Source organism: Mycobacterium sp. E787 (assembly GCF_001668725.1).
Lineage (GTDB): Bacteria > Actinomycetota > Actinomycetes > Mycobacteriales > Mycobacteriaceae > Mycobacterium.
In genome coordinates this window covers 13,474-30,423 of the sequence record NZ_LZKL01000007.1, presented here as the reverse complement: position 1 = coordinate 30,423, position 16,950 = coordinate 13,474, and the positions used below count along the sequence as shown (strand labels likewise).

General features: G+C 71.1%; 18 protein-coding genes. 6 read left to right on the top strand and 12 right to left on the bottom strand.

Features of this window, described 5'->3' with window-relative positions; genetic code table 11:
* Nucleotides 1-39: 39 nt before the first annotated feature.
* The 5 genes from hisH to A5705_RS26800 are packed head-to-tail and all read right to left on the bottom strand — an operon-like array spanning nt 40 to nt 4,508.
* Nucleotides 40-660, bottom strand: a complete 621-nt coding sequence (gene hisH / locus A5705_RS00175; RefSeq protein ID WP_068274401.1) for an imidazole glycerol phosphate synthase subunit HisH — start codon at nt 658-660, stop codon at nt 40-42.
* Nucleotides 657-1,277 carry an imidazoleglycerol-phosphate dehydratase HisB gene (gene hisB / locus A5705_RS00170; RefSeq protein WP_067878388.1) on the bottom strand — a complete coding sequence of 207 codons (621 nt, stop codon included), beginning with the start codon at nt 1,275-1,277 and terminating at the stop codon, nt 657-659. Before hisB ends, hisH begins: the two co-directional genes overlap by 4 nt.
* Nucleotides 1,274-2,407, bottom strand: coding sequence for a histidinol-phosphate transaminase (locus A5705_RS00165; protein ID WP_068274398.1), 1,134 nt, complete (start codon nt 2,405-2,407; stop codon nt 1,274-1,276). Before A5705_RS00165 ends, hisB begins: the two co-directional genes overlap by 4 nt.
* Nucleotides 2,404-3,750 (bottom strand): histidinol dehydrogenase, encoded by a 1,347-nt coding sequence (hisD, locus tag A5705_RS00160; RefSeq protein WP_068274395.1) that lies wholly within the window; start codon nt 3,748-3,750, stop codon nt 2,404-2,406. Before hisD ends, A5705_RS00165 begins: the two co-directional genes overlap by 4 nt.
* A gap of 59 nt (nt 3,751-3,809) precedes the next feature.
* Nucleotides 3,810-4,508: a carboxymuconolactone decarboxylase family protein gene (locus A5705_RS26800; protein WP_082956198.1), complete on the bottom strand. Its 699-nt coding sequence runs from the start codon at nt 4,506-4,508 to the stop codon at nt 3,810-3,812.
* A 219-nt stretch (nt 4,509-4,727) separates the two neighbouring features.
* Between A5705_RS26800 and A5705_RS00150 the strand changes: the two genes are divergently transcribed.
* On the top strand, nt 4,728-5,147 hold the full coding sequence (locus tag A5705_RS00150; RefSeq protein WP_067878379.1) for a nitroreductase family deazaflavin-dependent oxidoreductase: 420 nt from the start codon (nt 4,728-4,730) through the stop codon (nt 5,145-5,147).
* Between the two features lie 119 nt (nt 5,148-5,266).
* Here A5705_RS00150 and A5705_RS00145 read toward each other — a convergent pair whose 3' ends face one another.
* Entirely contained in the window at nt 5,267-6,295 is a 1,029-nt protein-coding gene (locus A5705_RS00145) for a zinc-binding dehydrogenase (RefSeq protein ID WP_067878376.1), read from the bottom strand.
* Nucleotides 6,296-6,335: 40 nt separating this feature from the next.
* Between A5705_RS00145 and A5705_RS00140 the strand changes: the two genes are divergently transcribed.
* On the top strand, nt 6,336-6,902 hold the full coding sequence (locus A5705_RS00140; protein WP_067878373.1) for a TetR/AcrR family transcriptional regulator: 567 nt from the start codon (nt 6,336-6,338) through the stop codon (nt 6,900-6,902).
* 88 nt (nt 6,903-6,990) lie between these two features.
* Here the strand turns inward: A5705_RS00140 and nadC are convergent, their stop codons facing one another.
* The 3 genes from nadC to nadA are packed head-to-tail and all read right to left on the bottom strand — an operon-like array spanning nt 6,991 to nt 10,480.
* A complete protein-coding gene (gene nadC, locus A5705_RS00135; protein ID WP_197516966.1) occupies nt 6,991-7,845 on the bottom strand; it encodes a carboxylating nicotinate-nucleotide diphosphorylase in 855 nt (284 codons plus the stop codon).
* A gap of 2 nt (nt 7,846-7,847) precedes the next feature.
* Nucleotides 7,848-9,422, bottom strand: a complete 1,575-nt coding sequence (locus tag A5705_RS00130) for an L-aspartate oxidase (protein WP_369803330.1) — start codon at nt 9,420-9,422, stop codon at nt 7,848-7,850.
* Nucleotides 9,422-10,480, bottom strand: coding sequence for a quinolinate synthase NadA (gene nadA / locus A5705_RS00125; protein WP_067878367.1), 1,059 nt, complete (start codon nt 10,478-10,480; stop codon nt 9,422-9,424). The genes A5705_RS00130 and nadA overlap by 1 nt, the downstream gene beginning before the upstream one ends.
* Nucleotides 10,481-10,526: 46 nt before the next feature.
* On the opposite strand from nadA, the gene A5705_RS00120 reads away from it, so the two are divergent.
* Complete coding sequence (locus tag A5705_RS00120) at nt 10,527-11,237, top strand: NUDIX domain-containing protein (RefSeq protein WP_067878365.1); 711 nt, start codon at nt 10,527-10,529, stop codon at nt 11,235-11,237.
* A gap of 158 nt (nt 11,238-11,395) precedes the next feature.
* Nucleotides 11,396-12,736 carry a lipase family protein gene (locus tag A5705_RS00115; protein WP_067878362.1) on the top strand — a complete coding sequence of 447 codons (1,341 nt, stop codon included), beginning with the start codon at nt 11,396-11,398 and terminating at the stop codon, nt 12,734-12,736.
* A gap of 28 nt (nt 12,737-12,764) precedes the next feature.
* Here the strand turns inward: A5705_RS00115 and A5705_RS00110 are convergent, their stop codons facing one another.
* From A5705_RS00110 to bioB, 3 genes are read right to left on the bottom strand one after another with little or no spacing between them, the layout of a single operon-like run.
* Entirely contained in the window at nt 12,765-13,424 is a 660-nt protein-coding gene (locus A5705_RS00110; RefSeq protein WP_067878359.1) for a DUF2567 domain-containing protein, read from the bottom strand.
* A complete protein-coding gene (locus A5705_RS00105; protein ID WP_067878355.1) occupies nt 13,421-13,648 on the bottom strand; it encodes a hypothetical protein in 228 nt (75 codons plus the stop codon). Before A5705_RS00105 ends, A5705_RS00110 begins: the two co-directional genes overlap by 4 nt.
* Nucleotides 13,649-13,673: 25 nt before the next feature.
* On the bottom strand, nt 13,674-14,714 hold the full coding sequence (gene bioB, locus A5705_RS00100; protein ID WP_067879132.1) for a biotin synthase BioB: 1,041 nt from the start codon (nt 14,712-14,714) through the stop codon (nt 13,674-13,676).
* A gap of 129 nt (nt 14,715-14,843) precedes the next feature.
* Between bioB and A5705_RS00095 the strand changes: the two genes are divergently transcribed.
* Both A5705_RS00095 and A5705_RS00090 read left to right on the top strand, forming a co-directional pair.
* Nucleotides 14,844-15,029 carry a hypothetical protein gene (locus A5705_RS00095; protein ID WP_067878352.1) on the top strand — a complete coding sequence of 62 codons (186 nt, stop codon included), beginning with the start codon at nt 14,844-14,846 and terminating at the stop codon, nt 15,027-15,029.
* A gap of 80 nt (nt 15,030-15,109) precedes the next feature.
* Nucleotides 15,110-16,948, top strand: coding sequence for a hypothetical protein (locus A5705_RS00090; protein WP_068274390.1), 1,839 nt, complete (start codon nt 15,110-15,112; stop codon nt 16,946-16,948).
* The last annotated feature ends 2 nt before the right edge of the window (nt 16,949-16,950 follow it).

The following is a 16,950-nucleotide window of genomic DNA, read 5'->3' as shown; positions in this document are numbered from 1 at the left end:
TCGGCTTTTGCGTCGCCGGTTGCACTCTCGCGAAGTCGTTCACAGTCCCTCGACCCAATTGCTCAGCACGGCCGCACCGGCGTCGCCGCTCTTTTCCGGGTGGAACTGGGTGGCCGACAACGGCCCGTCCTCGACGGCCGCCAGGAACGGCACCTCGTGGGTCGCCCACGTCAGGACTGCCTCGGCAGCGCCCTCCCAGCGCTGCGCGGCGTACGAATGCACGAAGTAGAACCGGGCGCCGGCGTCCAGCCCCCGGAACAGCACGCTGCCCGGCCCGGCAGTCACCACGTTCCAGCCCATGTGCGGGATCACCGGCGCGTCCAGCCGGGTGACGGCCCCCGGCCACTGCCCACAACCCTTCGTCTCCACCCCGAATTCCACGCCGCGGGCGAACAGGATCTGCATCCCGACGCACACCCCCAGCACCGGGCGCCCCGCGGCCACCCGCTCGGCGATGATCCGCTCCCCGGCGATGTTCCGCAGGCCCGTCATGCACGCCTCGAAGGCGCCGACGCCCGGCACCACGAGCCCGTCGGCGGCGGCGGCGTCGCCCGCGTCGGCGGTTACCTCGACCGACGCGCCCACCCGCTGCAGCGCGCGTTGCGCCGACCGCAGGTTGCCCGAGCCGTAGTCGAGCACCACAACCGATTTCCTTGTCACAGAACACCTTTGGTGGACGGCACGCCCGACACCCGGGGATCGGGTTCGACGGCCTGGCGCAGCGCGCGGGCCACCGCCTTGTATTCGGCCTCGGTGATGTGGTGCGGGTCGCGGCCGTACAGCACCCGCACGTGCAGCGCGATGCGGGCGTTGGCGGCCAGCGTCTCGAACACGTGCCGGTTGACGACGGTGTGATACGGCACCGAGCCGCCGGCGATCGTGGTGTGCTGCAGGTGATCCGGCTCCCCCGTGTGCACGCAGTAGGGCCGCCCGGACACGTCGACCGCGGCGTGGGCCAGCGTCTCGTCCATCGGGATGTAGGCGTCCCCGAAGCGGCGGATGCCCTTCTTGTCGCCCAGCGCCTGGCCGAGCGCCTGGCCCAGCGCGATGGCGGTGTCCTCGATGGTGTGGTGGCCCTCGATCTCGACGTCGCCCTTGGTGCGCACGCTCAGGTCGAAGCTCGCGTGGCTGCCCAGCGCCGTCAGCATGTGATCGTAGAACGGCACACCGGTGTCGACGTCGACCTGGCCGGTGCCGTCGAGGTCGAGTTCGATGACGATGTCGGATTCCTTGGTGCGGCGCTCGATACGCGCCCGCCGCGCTTCGCGAGTGGTCACTGGGCTCCTACTGGGGTGGCTCGGGCCAAGTCGGTGGCCGCGATCTGGGCGCTGGCCCGCAGGAACGCATCGTTCTCCTCGGCCAGCCCCGTGGTGGCGCGCAGATAGCCGGGGATCCCGACGTCACGGATCAGGATGCCGGCTTCCAGGTAGCGCTGCCAGGTGGCCGGCGCGTCGGCGAACTCACCGAACAGCACGAAGTTGGCGTCGCTAGGGATCACCCGGAAGCCCATGCCGATCAACGCCTTTGACACGCGTTCGCGTTCGGCGATCAGGGTGGCGACGCTGCCCAGGGTGTCGTCGGCGTGCCGCAGCGCGGCCCGGGCGGCGGCCTGGGTGACCGACGACAGGTGATAGGGCAGCCGCACCAGCAGCATCGCGTCGATCATCGCCGGCGTGGCGATCAGGTAGCCGAGCCGCCCGCCGGCGAACGCGAACGCCTTGCTCATGGTGCGGGTGACGACGAGCTTGGTGGGATACTCCTCGACGAGCGCGACCGCGCTGGGCCGCGCGGAGAATTCACCGTAGGCCTCGTCGACGATCAGGATGCCCGGCACCACGTCGAGCAGCCGCCGCAAATCCGGCAGCGAAACGCTTTGTCCCGACGGGTTGTTGGGGCTGGCGATGAAAACGACGTCGGGCCTGCGTTCGGTGACGGCGGCGACCGCCGCGTCCACGTCGAGGCCGAAGTCGTCGGCGCGCGCGGCTTCGAGCCATTCGGTGCGGGTGCCGTCGGCGATGATCGGGTGCATCGAGTAGGACGGGACGAAGCCGATCGCGGTGCGGCCCGGCCCGCCGAACGCCTGCAACAGCTGCTGCAGGATCTCGTTGGAACCGTTGGCGGCCCAGACGTTTTCGGTGGCCAGCGGGACGCCGGTCTGCGCGGTGAGGTAGGCGGCCAGGTCGCGGCGCAGGTCGACGGCGTCGCGGTCGGGATACCGGTGCAGGTCGACGGCGGCCTCGCGCACCGACCGCACGACGTCGTCGACCAGGGCCCGGGTCGGCGGGTGCGGGTTCTCGTTGGTGTTCAGCCGGACCGGGACCGCCAGTTGCGGTGCGCCGTAAGGGGATTTGCCGCGCAGGTCGTCGCGCAGCGGCAGCTCGTCCAGCGTCGGGCGCTCTGCGCTCATCGCTCGAACCTCCGGCGTACCGCCTCGCCGTGCGCGGGCAGGTCCTCGGCCTTGGCCAGCGTGACCACGTGCCCGGAGACGTCCTTGAGGGCCGCCTCGGTGTAGTCGACGACGTGGATGCCGCGCAGGAACGTCTGCACCGACAGGCCGCTGGAGTGGCGGGCGGAGCCGCCGGTCGGCAGCACATGGTTGGAGCCGGCGCAGTAGTCGCCGAGGCTCACCGGCGCGTAGGGGCCGACGAAAATCGCCCCGGCCGAACGGATTCGGCCGGCGACCCGCGGGGCGTCGGCGGTCTGGATCTCCAGGTGTTCGGCGGCGTAGGCGTTGACGACGGTGACGCCGGCGTCGAGGTCGTCGACCAGGATGATCGCCGACTGGGGTCCGCCGAGCGCGGTCGTCACCCGTTCGCGGTGCACCGTCGTCCGCAGCTGGGCGGCCAGCTCGGCCTCGGTGGCCGCGGCCAGTCGCTCGCTGGGGGTCACCAGCACGCTGCCGGCCAGCTCGTCGTGCTCGGCCTGGCTGATCAGGTCGGCGGCCACGTGCGCGGGGTCGGCGGTGTGGTCGGCCAGGATGGCGATCTCCGTCGGCCCGGCCTCGGCGTCGATGCCCACCCGCGAGCGGCACAGCCGCTTGGCGGCGGTGACGTAGATGTTGCCGGGCCCGGTGATCATGTCGACCGGCGCGAGCTCTCGACCGTCGGTGTCGGTGCCGCCGTAGGCCAGCAGCGCGACGGCCTGCGCGCCGCCGACGGCCCAGACCTCGTCGACGCCCAGCAGCCGGGCCGCCGCCAGGATCGTCGGGTGGGGCAGCCCGGCAAAGCGGTCCTGCGGCGGGCTGGCCACCACCAGCGAGCCGACGCCGGCGGCCTGCGCCGGCACCACGTTCATCACCACGCTCGACGGGTACACCGCGTTGCCGCCGGGCACGTACAGGCCGACGCGCTCGACGGGGACCCAGCGCTCGGTGACCGTCGCGCCCGGACCCAGGGTGGTGGTGACGTCGGCGCGCCGCTGATCGGCGTGCACGGCGCGGGCGCGTTCGATCATCACCTGCAGCGCCTCGGCCACGTCGGCGTCGAGCTCGGCCAGCGCCTTGTCGAGCGCCGCGTCGGGCACCCGCACCGCCCGCGGCCGTACGCCGTCGAACGACGCCCCGTACTCCAGCGCCGCCTCGGCCCCGCGCTCGGCGACGGCCTGCACGATCGGGCGCACTGTCGGCAGCACGCTCTCCACGTCGGCGCCGCCGCGGGGCAGCGCGGCCCGCAGCCGGGCGGCCGTCAGCTCCGTGCCGCGCAGGTCGATGCGGGCGATCGGCGACGCTTGGGTGGGGGTCACGTTCTCCATTGTCCCCGATGGGAGCAACCGCATTTGCTCTCGGGGGTTCGGACCGGGCGGGTCGGCGTTCAGCCGCCGAACGCGTTGCTTCCCGTGACCAGTGCTGCGGTGCCCCCGTATAGGTATCCCACCTCGACCGCCTCGGTGACCTCGGGTTCGCTCGCGCCCGCCGCCCTGGCGTTGTCGGCCAGCATCCTGACACCATCCGGGTGCGCCGCGATGGCGTCGGTGACCATACCGATGAGCAGCTTGTACTTGGCGGGGATCGCGCCGTCCTTCAGGATGCGCTCCCGCATCGCCAGGTAGGAGTCGGCGAACTGCGGATCGCGCCGCTCGATCGTTGACAGCCACGGCGGTTTGGAAAGGCCGGCCTGCGGCGGCGGGTCCGCGGCGGGCGCGCCGGGCGGGGCGCAGCCACCCCCCGGCGCCTGCGCCCCGCCGACGTCGCCGCACACGTCGGCCCGGCCCGGTGCAGCGGTCTGCATCAGCAGGGCCGCGCCGACCATCATGGCGGCCACGCACAGGGCCAGATAACCCCGCAGTGTCCGCGGTCGCGAGGTTTCGGCGGCCGCCACGGGCAGACTGGCGGCGCCAACGGATCGTCGGATCTCGACCGCCTCGGCGATCTCCGCGTTCGAGGCGCCGGCCGCTCGAGCGGCGGCGGCCCACGCGCTGACACCGTCGGGACGCGCGGCGGCCATGGCCACGAGCAGTCGGTACTTGGCCGGGATAACGCCGTCATTCATGTGCTCGCACGCGATGGTCATGCGCAAACCGTACGCCCGCGGCGCCGTCGGCCGCAAACGAAATCCCTTGTGCGGCTTGGCTTATTGCGGTACAGGGGTCATGAGCCCCGGTCGCGCACGCGGCGGCCGGGTGCCACACACTCTCCCGGAACGGCTCAAGCAGGCACCCGACCGGTACAGTGCCGGTGAAAGGCCGGGGAAGACCGGCCAAGGCCCGCAGAGATCACTCAAGGAGCCGTCGTGTCCAAAAAGGATCACCCCAACAACGCCCCGGGTGTGCCGATGGTCTTTCCGGTCTGGTTCGAGAACTTTCAGGTGAAATACCTCAACAATGTGCTCAAGCCGATCGCGCGTTTTCTGCCCGGAACCGGGACCATCGAGCATCGCGGTCGCAAGTCCGGGAAGCCGTACGAGACGATCATCACGGCCTACCGCAAGGGAAACGTGCTGGCGATCGCCTTGGCCCACGGCAAGACCGACTGGGTGAAGAACGTGCTGGCGGCGGGCCAAGCGGACGTGCGCTTCGCCCGCCGCCAGGTGCACGTGACCAACCCGCGGATCCTCCCCGCCGGCTACGACGGCCCCGACGCGCAAAACCTGCCGCGAATGGCGCGCATGCAGCTGAGCCGGGTTGGCGTTTTCGTCGCCGACATCGCCTGAATTGAGGCCGCCGCCGTTGAGTGTGCGCTGACGGCTTTCCGCGTGCGCTCAGGGCGCGATTTCGGCGATTTTCGCGCCCCACCCACACACTCAATGCCCTGGATACCCACCCGATAGGCCTACGCCCTGGTGAAGACGGTCTTGCCGGTCATCGCCGGCCACGCCGACGGGGCGTCCTCCCAGGCGACCACGCGGTCGACGGCCGGCGAGAGGTCCAGGCCGCCGGCGAGCAGCTCGAGCACCCGCGGGATGACCGTGCGCGCGCTGACCCGCCCGGTGACGAACCGCACGCCGCGGCTGTACATCGGCAGCAACGGCATCTCGACGTTGTATTCGGGGTAGATCCCGGTGTCGGTGCACACGCCATCCGGCCAGGTCGCGCGCAGGGTGGCCGCGAGCAGCGCCGCGTCGCTGGTGGTGTGCACGGTGACCGGGTACGCGCCCCACGACTTGTCGGGTTTGTCGACGTCGTGCACCACCGCGCCGACCTTTTCGGCGGCGGCCAGCCGCTGCGGATCGGTGTCGACGTAGTCGACGCGCGCCCCCAGCGCCGCCGCGATGGCGGCCGCGTACAACCCGATCGACAGCCGCCCGAGCACCAGGACGCGGCGATCGACGGGATCGAGGCCGTCCAACTCCGCGGTGAACGGGCCGACGGCCCGCCAGCCGTCGGGAATGTTGTCCGACAGCGACGCGATCGAGACGGGGTCCACGCCGTCGGGAAGCGGGACCAGCATCGCGTCCGCGTAGGGCACCAGCACCAGTTCCGACATGAAGCCCCCGCCGTCGAGGCCGACGATCGGGGCCATTCCGTAGGCCGCCATCAGCGGCACCGAGCCGCAGGATCCGGTCACGCCGCGGCGACATTCGCGGCAGGTTCCGCAGCTGATCTGGAACGGCACGACGACGCGGTCGCCGGCCCGGACGCCCGTGACGGCGTCGCCGACGGCGACGACCTCGGCCAATCCCTCGTGGCCCACCGCGTACGGCGGCGGAAACGGCAGCCGCCCGTGGCACACCGCGACGTCGAGGTCGCAGCATGCCACCGTCAACGGCCGGACCAACGCCTGCTCGGGCGCGCTGAGTTGCGGCTCGGGCACGTCGCGCCACGCGTATCGCCCGGTCTCTTCGTAGGTCAACTGCCTCATCTCAGCATTCTTGAGTGGTCATTCAAGTAAAGTCAATAGCGTGCCCCGACCAGATCGCAGCCGCGCGGCGCTGATCGACAAAGCCGCCACCCTGTTCCGCCGGCAGGGCTACGCCGCGACCGGCCTCAACCAGATCCTCGAGGAGGCCGGCGTCAAACCCGGTTCGCTGTATCACCACTTCCCGCGGGGCAAGCAACAGCTGGCCGCCGCGGTCGTCGACGCCGAGGGCACCGGCATCGAGCAACTGCTGCGCCGCTTCCTGGCGACGGGCCGGCCGGTGGCCGACATCGTCGACCGCTGGGTGGACCTGCTGATCGCCGGGTTGGCCGGCGATCAGCGCGACGGCTGCCCGATCGAGCCGATCGCCACCGAATCGGTCAACGCGAGTCCGCTGGTGCGCGAGGCGTCCGCACGCGCCTTCAACGGGTGGTGCGCGGCGGTCGAGGAGCGGCTGCGCTCCGACGGCCGGCCCGCCGCGGAGGCGCACCGCGTGGGGATCGCGGTGATCTCACTGATCGAGGGCGCGCTGATCCTGTCGCGGATCTCCGGTGATGCGGGCGCGCTGGAGGCCGCCAAGCCCGCGGCGCGCACGCTGCTGCGCGGCTGATGCCAATATCGGCGCGAGAGTGCAACTGGCTACGCGTTTCTCGAGTAAAGCTGTCGGTAGCTGCACTTTGGCGGCTGACGCGGACTCTTTACATGTCCAGGCCGATGTCGAGCGCGCGCACCGAATGCGTCAGCGCCCCGACGGCCAGGTAATCGACACCGGTGGCGGCGTAGGTCGCCGCGTTCTCCAGGCTGAGCCCGCCCGACGACTCGAGCAGCACGGCGGGCGCCCGGGTGTCGCGGCGCTGCACGGCGATCTGCGTCTGCCACACCGGGAAGTTGTCCAGCAGGATCAGCTCGGGCTTTTCCGCCAGCACCTCGTCCAGCTGCTCGAGCGAGTCCACCTCCACCTCGCACGGCAGGTCGGGGGCCGCCTCGCGCACCGCGCGCAGCGCCTCGACCACCGAGCCCGCGGCCGCGACGTGGTTGTCCTTGATCAGCGCCGCGTCCCCTAGACCCATTCGGTGGTTGACGCCCCCGCCGACGCGCACCGCGTACTTCTGCAGCACGCGCAGGCCCGGCAGGGTCTTGCGGGTATCGCGGATCTTCGCGTTGGTGCCGTGCACCGCGTCGACCCAGGCCGCGGTCGCGGTGGCGATCCCCGACAGGTGGCACAACAGGTTCAGCGCGGTCCGCTCCGCGGTCAGCATGCCCCGCGTGTCCGCTCGCACCGTCAGTGCCGACTCACCCGGGCCCAGCCGGGCGCCGTCCTCGACGCGATCGAGCACCTGGTAGCCGCCGGTGCCGAGCACCTCGTCGAGGACCAGCAGCGCCACGTCCAGCCCGGCGATCACCCCCGGCTCGCGGGGCACCATCGACGCGGTGGCCACCGCCGCGGCGGGCACCGTGGCCAGCGTGGTGACGTCGGGACCGTAACGCAGATCCTCGCGCAGGGCCTGCCGAATGGCGTCGCGGGCGGCGTCGAGTTCGCAGTCGGAGAACATCGTCAGCACACCGCCGCCAACGCCTCCACCAGCACGGAGTTTCCGTCGTCGGCCAGCCGGAGCACGCTGCTGCGGGCCTGTTCCGGTGCGGCGTCAGGGTACTCGGCGCGGTGGTGGCATCCGCGACTTTCATTGCGCGCCAAGGCCCCGGCGGACACCGCCCGGGCGGTGAGCGTCAACGCGACGTCCTCGAAGTCGCGGCGGCCGGCCACGTCCCGGACCGGCGCGCCGGACAGCTCGTCGCACAAGCGGTTCAGCCCGGCGGCGTCGCGCACCACCGAGGCGTGCCGGCCCATCGCCCGGTGCAGGTCGCCTCGCTCCAGGGCGGTGTGGGCGACGGGCTCGGGGGCCGCCGCTGTGACGCGGCCGGCCGTCGCCGCGTGCGCGGCCGCGGCCCGTCCGGCGCGACCGCCGACCACCAAGCCCTCCAGCAGGCTGTTGGAGGCCAACCGGTTGGCGCCGTGCATTCCGGTGCGGGCCACCTCGCCCGCGGCGTACAGCCCCGGCAGTTCGGTCTGGCCGAACACGTCGGTGACGATGCCGCCGCAGCTGTAGTGCGCCCCCGGAACCACCGGGATGGGCTGGCGGACGGGGTCGATGCCGGCGGCGCGGCACGCGGCGGTGACGGTGGGGAACCGGGCCTCGAAGCCCGCGATGCCGCGCGCGTCGAGGTAGACGCACGGGTCGCCGGTCTCCCGCAGGCGCGCGTCGATGGCCGCCGCGACGACGTCGCGCGGGGCCAGATCGCCCATCGGGTGAACGCCGGCCGTGACCGAATTGCCTCGGCTGTCAAGCAGAATGGCGCCCTCGCCGCGGATGGCCTCGGTGACCAGCGGGCGCCGGCCGCCACTCTTGCCGCCAAACAGCATCGTCGGGTGGAACTGGATGAACTCGAGGTCGCTGACCGGCACGCCGGCCCACAGCGCCAGCGCGATGCCGTCGCCGGTGGAGCCGTCGGGATTCGTGGTCGCGCCGTAGAGGTGCCCGAGCCCGCCGGAGGCCAGGATCACCGACGGCGCGTTGATGATTCCGTAGCCGTCCACGCTGCCCAGCAGGACCCCGGTGACGGCGTCGTCGTTGTGCAGCACCCGCAGGGCCACATGGCCGGGGCGGATGTCCAGCCTGGCCGCGGCGCGGTCGAGCGCCCGCTGCACCTCGGCGCCGGTGGCGTCGCCCCCGGCGTGCACGATCCGCCGCCGGGAGTGGCCACCCTCGCGCGTCACGTCCCAGCGACCGGGGACCACTTCGTCGAATCGCGCCCCGTCACCGACCAATTCGGACACCGCCCGGTAACCCTCGGCGACAATGGAGTACACCGAGTCGGGATCGCACAGGCCCGCGCCGGCGGCCAGGGTATCGGCGACGTGCGCCTCGACGGAGTCGTCGTTGTCCGGCAGCACCACCGCGATGCCGCCCTGCGCATAGTGGGTCGCGGTCCCCCCCTTCGCCTGATCGGCCTTGCTCAGCACCACGACGCTGCGCCCGGCGCGATGCGCGGCCAGCGCGGCGGCCAGCCCCGCGACGCCGGTGCCGACGACGACGACGTCGGCGGTGTGCGTCCAGGTGGGACGGGCCATCATTCGCCGCCGCCCGGCTGGCCGATTGCGATCATGCGCTGCACGCTGCGCCGGCCCGCGGCCGCGATCTCCGGGTCGACGTGCACCTCGTCGGCGCCCTCCACCAGGCAGCGCAACAGGGCCGCCGGGGTGATCATCTTCATGTACTTGCAGGCTGCCCGGTCGTTGACCGCCTGAAAGTCGACTTTCGGTGCGGCCCTGCGTAATTGGTGCAGCATGCCGACCTCGGTGGCGACCAGCACCTTGCGGGCGCGGGTCTGGTGCGCGGCGTCGAGCATGCCGCCGGTGGACAAGATCTTCACCCGCTCGGCCGGGAAGGCGCCCTCGCCGGCGAGGTACAACGCCGAAGTCGCGCAACCACATTCGGGATGGACATACAGTTCGGCGTCCGGATTGGCCCGCGCCTGCGCGGACAGCTCGTCGCCGTTGATGCCGGCGTGCACATGGCATTCGCCGGCCCACACGTGCAGGTTCTCCCGGCCCGTCACCCGGCGCACGTGGGCGCCGAGGAATTGGTCCGGGCAGAACAGCACCTCGCGGTCGGGGTCGATGGACTCGACCACCTCGACCGCGTTGGACGAGGTGCAGCAGATGTCGGTGAGCGCCTTCACGGCGGCCGTGGTGTTGACGTAGGAGACGACGACGGCGCCGGGGTGCTCGTCGCGCCAGGCGCGAAGTTCGTCGGCGGTGATGGAATCGGCCAGCGAGCAGCCGGCCCGCTGGTCCGGGATGAGCACGGTCTTGTCGGGGCTGAGGATCTTGGCGGTCTCGGCCATGAAGTGCACGCCGCAGAACACGATGGTGTCCTCGGGCGCCTCGGCGGCGATCCGCGACAGCGCCAGCGAGTCGCCGACGTGGTCGGCGACGTCCTGGATGGCCGGCAGCTGGTAGTTGTGCGCCAGCAAGGTGGCGCCGCGCAGCTTCGCCAGCCGCCGAACCTCGGCCGCCCACAGTGCGTCGCCGTCGAGACCGGTGTAGCCGGTGGGCGTGTTGGTGATGCGGCCGGTCAGGTCGGCCCCGTTGTCATCGAGCGTGTCCATGCGAGTCAAGACCGTCATGGCGGCTCCTTTCGCGCCGGGAGGTTTTCGACTTACAATCGAAAACATGGGCCATACTAGCACTGAACACGAGGTGCTTGCGGTGGTGTTTCAGGTTCGCCAGGTAACGGCGAGCCCGCGCAGAGAGAAACCGCAGCTGAACGTGCTGTTATGGCAACGCGCCAAGGATCCGCAGCAGGGCGCCTGGTCGCTGCCGGGCGGCCGGCTGCGCAGCGACGAGGACATGACCACCTCGGTTCGCCGCCAACTGGCCGAGAAGGTCGACCTGCGAGAGCTGGCTCACTTGGAGCAGCTGGCTGTGTTTTCCGACCCACAGCGGGTGCCGGGTGCCAGGGTGATCGCGTCGACATTCCTGGGCCTGGTGCCCTCCCCCGCCATCCCCGAGCTGCCGCCGGACACCCGCTGGCACCCGGTGAATGCCCTGCCGCCGATGGCGTTCGACCACGGCACGATGGTGGAGCACGCCCGGACCCGGCTGGTCGCCAAGATGTCGTACACCAACATCGGGTTCGCCCTGGCGCCAAGGGAATTCGCGCTGTCCACGCTGCGCGACATCTACGGCGCCGCGCTGGGCTACCAGGTGGACGCGACGAACCTGCAGAGGGTGCTGGCCCGGCGGGGGGTAATCAGCCAGACCGGCACCATCGCGCAGTCCGGCCGGAGCGGCGGGCGCCCGGCGGCGCTCTACCACTTCACCGACTCGCGGCTGCGGGTCACCGACGAATTCGCGGCGTTCCGGCCGCCGGGCCAGGTTTGAGTTACCGTGAAAGACGCCCCCGTCCGGGCGACCGGGGGTTTTTGCTCGGGCCGCGTCAGTAACTGAGCGGGAAGAACTAGCTCACAATGCGGCGATTACGTTTTGGCCACCCCCAGTACATGCGCGAGAATGCCGGGTGGCCAAGAAGGGACCGGCGAATGGTTGAACTCGGCAATCTTGCGGGAACGCAGGGCGCGCAGTGGATCGCGCGGCCGCCGCACGAGGAGCTGCGGCGCAAGGTGCGCCCGCTGCTGCCCTCGGACGACCCGTTCTACCAGCCGCCGCCGGGCTACCAGCACGCCGAGCCCGGAACGGTGCTGCGCTCGCGCGACGTCGAGCTGGCGTTCCTGGGCCTGGTTCCGCAGCCCGTACGCGCCGTCCAGCTGCTCTACCGGACCATGGACATGAACGGCGAGCCCGAGGCGACGGTGACCACCGTGATCGTCCCGGCGAAGCTCGCTCCGGGGCAGACCTGCCCGCTGCTGTCCTACCAGTGCGCGATCGACGCGATGACGTCGCGCTGCTTCCCGTCCTACGCGCTGCGGCGCCGGGCCAAGGCCCTGGGGTCGCTCAGCCAGTTCGAATACCTGCTGGTCACGGCCGCCGTCGCCGAGGGCTGGGCCGTCTCGGTCCCCGACCACGAAGGCGTCCACGGGTCGTGGGGCGCCCCTTATGAGCCCGGCTACCGCGTGCTCGACGGGATCCGGGCGGCGCTGGGCTCCGAGCGGCTGAACCTGTCGCAGTCGGCGCCGGTCGGGCTGTGGGGTTATTCCGGCGGCGGCCTCGCGAGCGCCTGGGCCGCCGAGGTGTGCGCCGACTACGCGCCGGAACTGGACATCGTCGGGGCGGTGCTCGGATCGCCGGTCGGCGACCTCGGCCACACGTTCCGCAGGCTCAACGGGGGCTTCCTCGCCGGCCTGCCGGCCCTCGTGGTGGCGGCGCTGGCGCACGTCTACCCCGACCTCGACCGGATGATCAAGGAGCACGCCAACGACGAGGGGCGCGCCTTGCTCGAATCGCTGGAGAAGATGACGACCGTGGAAGCGGTCCTGAAGATGGCCGGCAAGAACATGGGCGACTACCTCGACGAGCCGCTGGAAGACATCCTGTCGACGCCGGAGATCATGCACGTCTTCGACAGCATCAAGCTGGGCGCGGCGGTGCCGACGCCGCCGGTGCTGATCGTGCAGGCCGTGCACGACTACCTCATCGACGTGCACGACATCGACGCGCTCGCCGACGCCTACTCGGCCGGTGGCGCCCGGGTCACCTACCACCGGGACGCATTCAACGAACACCTGGTCCTGCATCCGCTGTCCGCCCCGATGACGCTGCGCTGGCTCACCGACCGGTTCGCGGGCCGGCCGCTGACCGAGCACCTGATCCGGACCACGTGGCCGACGATGTTCAACCCGATGACCTACGTCGGCATGGCGCGGCTGGTCAAGATCGCGGCCAAGGTCATCACGGGGCGGAGGATCCCGCACAGGCCGCTCTAGGACGGCTCTGCCGCCGCCACCAGAGTCGCTACGAGACGGCCGCCTCCGGGGCCTCCGGCTCCAGCGGGAGCGCGGAAGCCGGCCGCGCGATGACCGGCAGCCCGCCCAGGTCGTCGCGGGCGTCCGCGGCGGCGAGCAGGGCGTACACCAGGCCGGCGACGCCGGCGGGCCACGCCAGGGTCAGCGCGACCTGCAGCGGCGTCCGCGCGAAGAACACGGGCGGCGCCTGGGTGACGTAGGCGACCGCGGGGCTGCCGGACAGCGGGACGGCATCGAAATTCAGCGCGCCGTAGCCCAGCCGAACCAGCACGACGCCCGTCGCGGCGGCGACGGCGGCGGAGGCCACCATGCCGAGCGACAGCCCGAGGACCATCGCCGCCCCCCGATGCCGGCGCCACTGCCACACCAGCACCGTCCCCACCACCGCCAGGACCGTCAACAGCCCCAGCAGCAGGCACGGCGCGTCGAAGAAGTGCTGGGATTCGCTGCCCAGGTAGTCGTGCACCCGCTCGCCCGCGCGGGTGATCGCCACCACCGCGTGGATCGGCGGGGCGATCCAGGCCCACAGCGCGCCGATCACCACGCCGGTCGCCGTCAGTCCCAGCGCCGCTGTGACGACCGCGCGCGTCCGCGCCGTGCGGGAAACGCCCGTCGGCTCGAACGCCCCGGGCGCCGCCTGCTCGGTCATCGCCGCGCCTCCAGGTCGGCCGAGTCGACCTGGCCGTGCCGCGAACACCGCGCCCGCCAGCCGTCGGGACGGACCTGGACCACCATCCGGCGCCCGCACTCGGCGCAGAACCGCGGCGGCTCGAGGCCCAGCTGGGCGGCCGTCGGCATGGCGGTGCCCCCCAATTCCCCGGTGTAGACGTTGTAGACGCCGGCGCTCACCGGAGCGCCCAGATCCCGAACCACGGCTCCAGTGTCTTACAAGGTGGCTTTACAAACTGGCATTGAGCGCCTTGATCGGCATCTGCAGGTCGTCGAGCAGCTCCAGGTCCGCCTCGGCGGGCCGGCCGAGCGTGGTCAGGTAGTTCCCGACGATCACGGCGTTGATGCCGCCCAGGATGCCCTGCTTGGCGCCGAGGTCGCCCAGGGTGATCTCACGGCCCCCGGCGAAGCGCAGCATGGTGCGCGGGAGCGCCAGCCGGAAGGCGGCGACGGACTTCAGCGCCTCGGCGACCGGCATGACCTCCAGGTCGCCGAACGGGGTGCCCGGCCGCGGGTTGAGGAAGTTCAGCGGCACCTCGTCGGGCCCGAGTTCGGCCAGGTCGGCGGCGAATTCCGCGCGCTGCTCCAGGGTTTCACCCATGCCGAGGATGCCGCCGCAGCACACCTCCATGCCCGCGTCGCGCACCATCGACAGCGTCTGCCAGCGCTCCTCCCAGGTGTGGGTGGTCACGACGTTGGGGAAGAACGAGCGGGCGGTCTCCAAGTTGTGGTTGTAACGGTGCACGCCCATCGCCGCGAGCTGCTGCACCTGTTCGGCGGTCAGCATCCCCAGCGAGCAGGCGATGTTGATCTCCACCTCGTCGCGGATGGCCTCGATGCCGGCCGCGACCTGCGCCATCAACCGTTCGTCGGGCCCGCGCACCGCGGCCACGATGCAGAACTCGGTGGCGCCGGACTTGGCGGTCTGCTTGGCCGCCTCGACGAGGCTGGGGATGTCCAGCCGCGCGCTGCGCACCGGCGAGGCGAACAGCCCCGACTGCGAGCAGAAGTGGCAGTCCTCCGGGCAGCCGCCCGTCTTCAGGCTGATGATGCCCTCGACCTCGACCTCCGGCCCGCACCAGCGCATCCGCACCTCGTGGGCCACGGCCAGCAGGTCGTCGAGCCGGTCGTCGGGCAGCCGCAGCACCTCGAGCACCTGGTCCCGGCTCAGTCCCTCGCCGCGCTCGAGCACCTGATCCCGCGCCACCGCGAGAATGTCGTTGTTCGCGTCGTCGGCGCCGGTCGCCGGCCGAGTTGCCGCTCGAGTCACCAGGTACTCCCCTGCCTTCGTGTCCGTGCGCGCGCAGCCGCGCCTGCCGAATCCGGCAGCCTGAATCAATCGGTGTTCAAAGTAGGGTAACGGCCGCGCAACATGGGGGCTGCGGGGTATCCCTGCAGAATGACCGTTTGGCAGACCGCCCCGCACGTCGAATACCTCGGCCACCACATGCTGCTGCTGGCCATCCCGGCGTTCCTGCCCGCGATCCTCGTCGTCGCCGTCATCCTGTATGTCGCGCTCAAAGACCGGCGCACCGGTGGCAAACCCGCCGAGGGACGTGCCGACGCCGACCAAAAGGGTGATTGACGGGCCCGCGATCGGGGCATTCCGGTTGCTGCGAGTTTGCTCACACCACCTTCGGTCAGGCGTGTTGGGAGGGTTTGACGATGAAATCGGCGGATCTGACTGTTGTTGCCGAGGCACCGGCGCGCGGCGCGGGTTTGAACCAGGTGATCGGGCTGTCGGTCGCCGCGGTGGTGATCGCCGCGGTCATGCTGTGGGTCGGGCACGCCCATCGCACCCATCGCATCGAGTGGCTGACCCGGATCGCGGACAAGATGGGCGAGAAGTTCCACCGCCCGAACTGGGTGGCCCTGCCGGTGCTGGTGTTCACCACGTCGATCATCTGCGCGCTGTTCGGGTTCATCTGGGACGTCAGCTGGCACATCGGCAACGGCCGCGACCCCGGCCCCCTGGCGAATCCGGCGCACTACTTCATCATCATCGGGCTGTTCGGGATCTTCGTCGGGGGCATGCTGGCGGTGGTGCTGCCGTTCGACAAGCCGGGCCCGGCGGCGGTGCGGATCACACGTGACTGGCACGCCCCGGTCGGCGGCGTGCTGATGGCCGGTTGCGGGCTGTACGCGATGATCGGGTTCCCGCTCGACGACATCTGGCACCGCATCTTCGGCCAAGACGTGACCCTTTGGGGCCCAACGCATCTGATGATGATCGGCGGCGCGTGCTTCTCCCTGTTCGCGGTGCTGATGCTGGAGCGCGAGGGCGAGGCTCACGAGGCCGGGGAGGTCTACCACGGCGTCTTCATCACGTTCCTGCGCTACCTGTCGTTCGGCGGCTTGTTCATCGGCCTGTCGGTCTATCAGATCGAATTCGACTTCGGCGTACCGCAATTCCGCCTGGTGTTCCAGCCGATGTTGATCGCCGCGGCGGCCGCGCTGGCGGCCGTCGCCGCCCGCTACACGATGGGACGCGGAGCCGCGATCATCGCGGCGCTGTTCGCCATCGCGCTGCGCGGCGCTGTCTCGTTGCTGGTAGGCCCCATCTTGGGCGCGCCGATCAACTGGTTCCCGCTGTACCTGGGCCCCGCGCTGGTCGTCGAACTGGTGGCGCTGACCCCATTGTTCAAGCGCCCCATCGCCTTTGGCGCCGTTTCCGGCCTCGCCGTCGGGACCGTCGGGCTGTGGCTGGAATCGTTGTGGATCGGAGCGGTGTACCACTACCCGTGGCCGACCAGCATGTGGGGCGAGGCGCTGGCGATGGCGGTGCCGGTGGCGGTGCTGACCGGCGTCTGCGGGGCGCTGTTCGGCCTGGTGCTGACGGGGCAGCGCCTGCCCGGCCGCAAGGTCGGCATCGCGGCGGTCGCGCTGACCGTGTTGGTGATCGGCGGCGCGGTGGCCAACGGGCTGCACATCCTCGTGCCGCGGCAGAACACCGCCACCGTCAACTTGACGGACCTGCCCAGCCCGCCCGGGCAGCGCATGGTCTCGGCCGACGTGCAGCTGAATCCGCCGTTCGTCAGCGACCACCCGGACTGGCTGACCATCCTGTCCTGGCAGGGCCGGATGCAGAACAACCGGGGCCTGATGATCGACCGGCTCGCCAAGGTGGGACCGGGGCACTACCGGTCCACCCAGCCGGTCCCGGTGTGGGGGGAATGGAAGACGCTGCTGCGGGTCCAGGACGGCCGCACGATGACGGCCGTCCCCATCTGGGAACCGGCGGACGACGCCATCCCGGCGCCCGAGGTTCCCGCGCTGGCGTCGAGCACGCGGCCGTTCGTGCTGGAGGTCACGATCCTGCAGCGCGAACGCGACCAGGGCGCGCCAACCTGGTTGTTCACCGCCGGCGGGATCGTGGTCCTGATCCTGACGCTGATGGTGATCTCGGCCCTGGCGTGGGGCGCCGGTCGCCTCAACAACGCCGAGCAGGCGCCCGAGCCGGTCGAGGAGAAGCAGCCCCTGCCCGGCGCGCCCAGGGCGGCCTGATT

Coding starts and splice junctions, on each gene's coding strand:
- A5705_RS00165 (WP_068274398.1), bottom strand. CDS start 2,407: ATGAGCGCAGAGCGCCCGACGCTGGACGAGCTGCCGCTGCGCGACGAC.
- hisD (WP_068274395.1), bottom strand. CDS start 3,750: ATGGAGAACGTGACCCCCACCCAAGCGTCGCCGATCGCCCGCATCGAC.
- A5705_RS26800 (WP_082956198.1), bottom strand. CDS start 4,508: ATGACCATCGCGTGCGAGCACATGAATGACGGCGTTATCCCGGCCAAG.
- A5705_RS00145 (WP_067878376.1), bottom strand. CDS start 6,295: ATGAGGCAGTTGACCTACGAAGAGACCGGGCGATACGCGTGGCGCGAC.
- nadC (WP_197516966.1), bottom strand. CDS start 7,845: ATGTTCTCCGACTGCGAACTCGACGCCGCCCGCGACGCCATTCGGCAG.
- A5705_RS00130 (WP_369803330.1), bottom strand. CDS start 9,422: ATGGCCCGTCCCACCTGGACGCACACCGCCGACGTCGTCGTCGTCGGC.
- nadA (WP_067878367.1), bottom strand. CDS start 10,480: ATGACGGTCTTGACTCGCATGGACACGCTCGATGACAACGGGGCCGAC.
- A5705_RS00120 (WP_067878365.1), top strand. CDS start 10,527: ATGGGCCATACTAGCACTGAACACGAGGTGCTTGCGGTGGTGTTTCAG.
- A5705_RS00115 (WP_067878362.1), top strand. CDS start 11,396: ATGGTTGAACTCGGCAATCTTGCGGGAACGCAGGGCGCGCAGTGGATC.
- A5705_RS00110 (WP_067878359.1), bottom strand. CDS start 13,424: ATGACCGAGCAGGCGGCGCCCGGGGCGTTCGAGCCGACGGGCGTTTCC.
- A5705_RS00095 (WP_067878352.1), top strand. CDS start 14,844: ATGACCGTTTGGCAGACCGCCCCGCACGTCGAATACCTCGGCCACCAC.
- A5705_RS00090 (WP_068274390.1), top strand. CDS start 15,110: ATGAAATCGGCGGATCTGACTGTTGTTGCCGAGGCACCGGCGCGCGGC.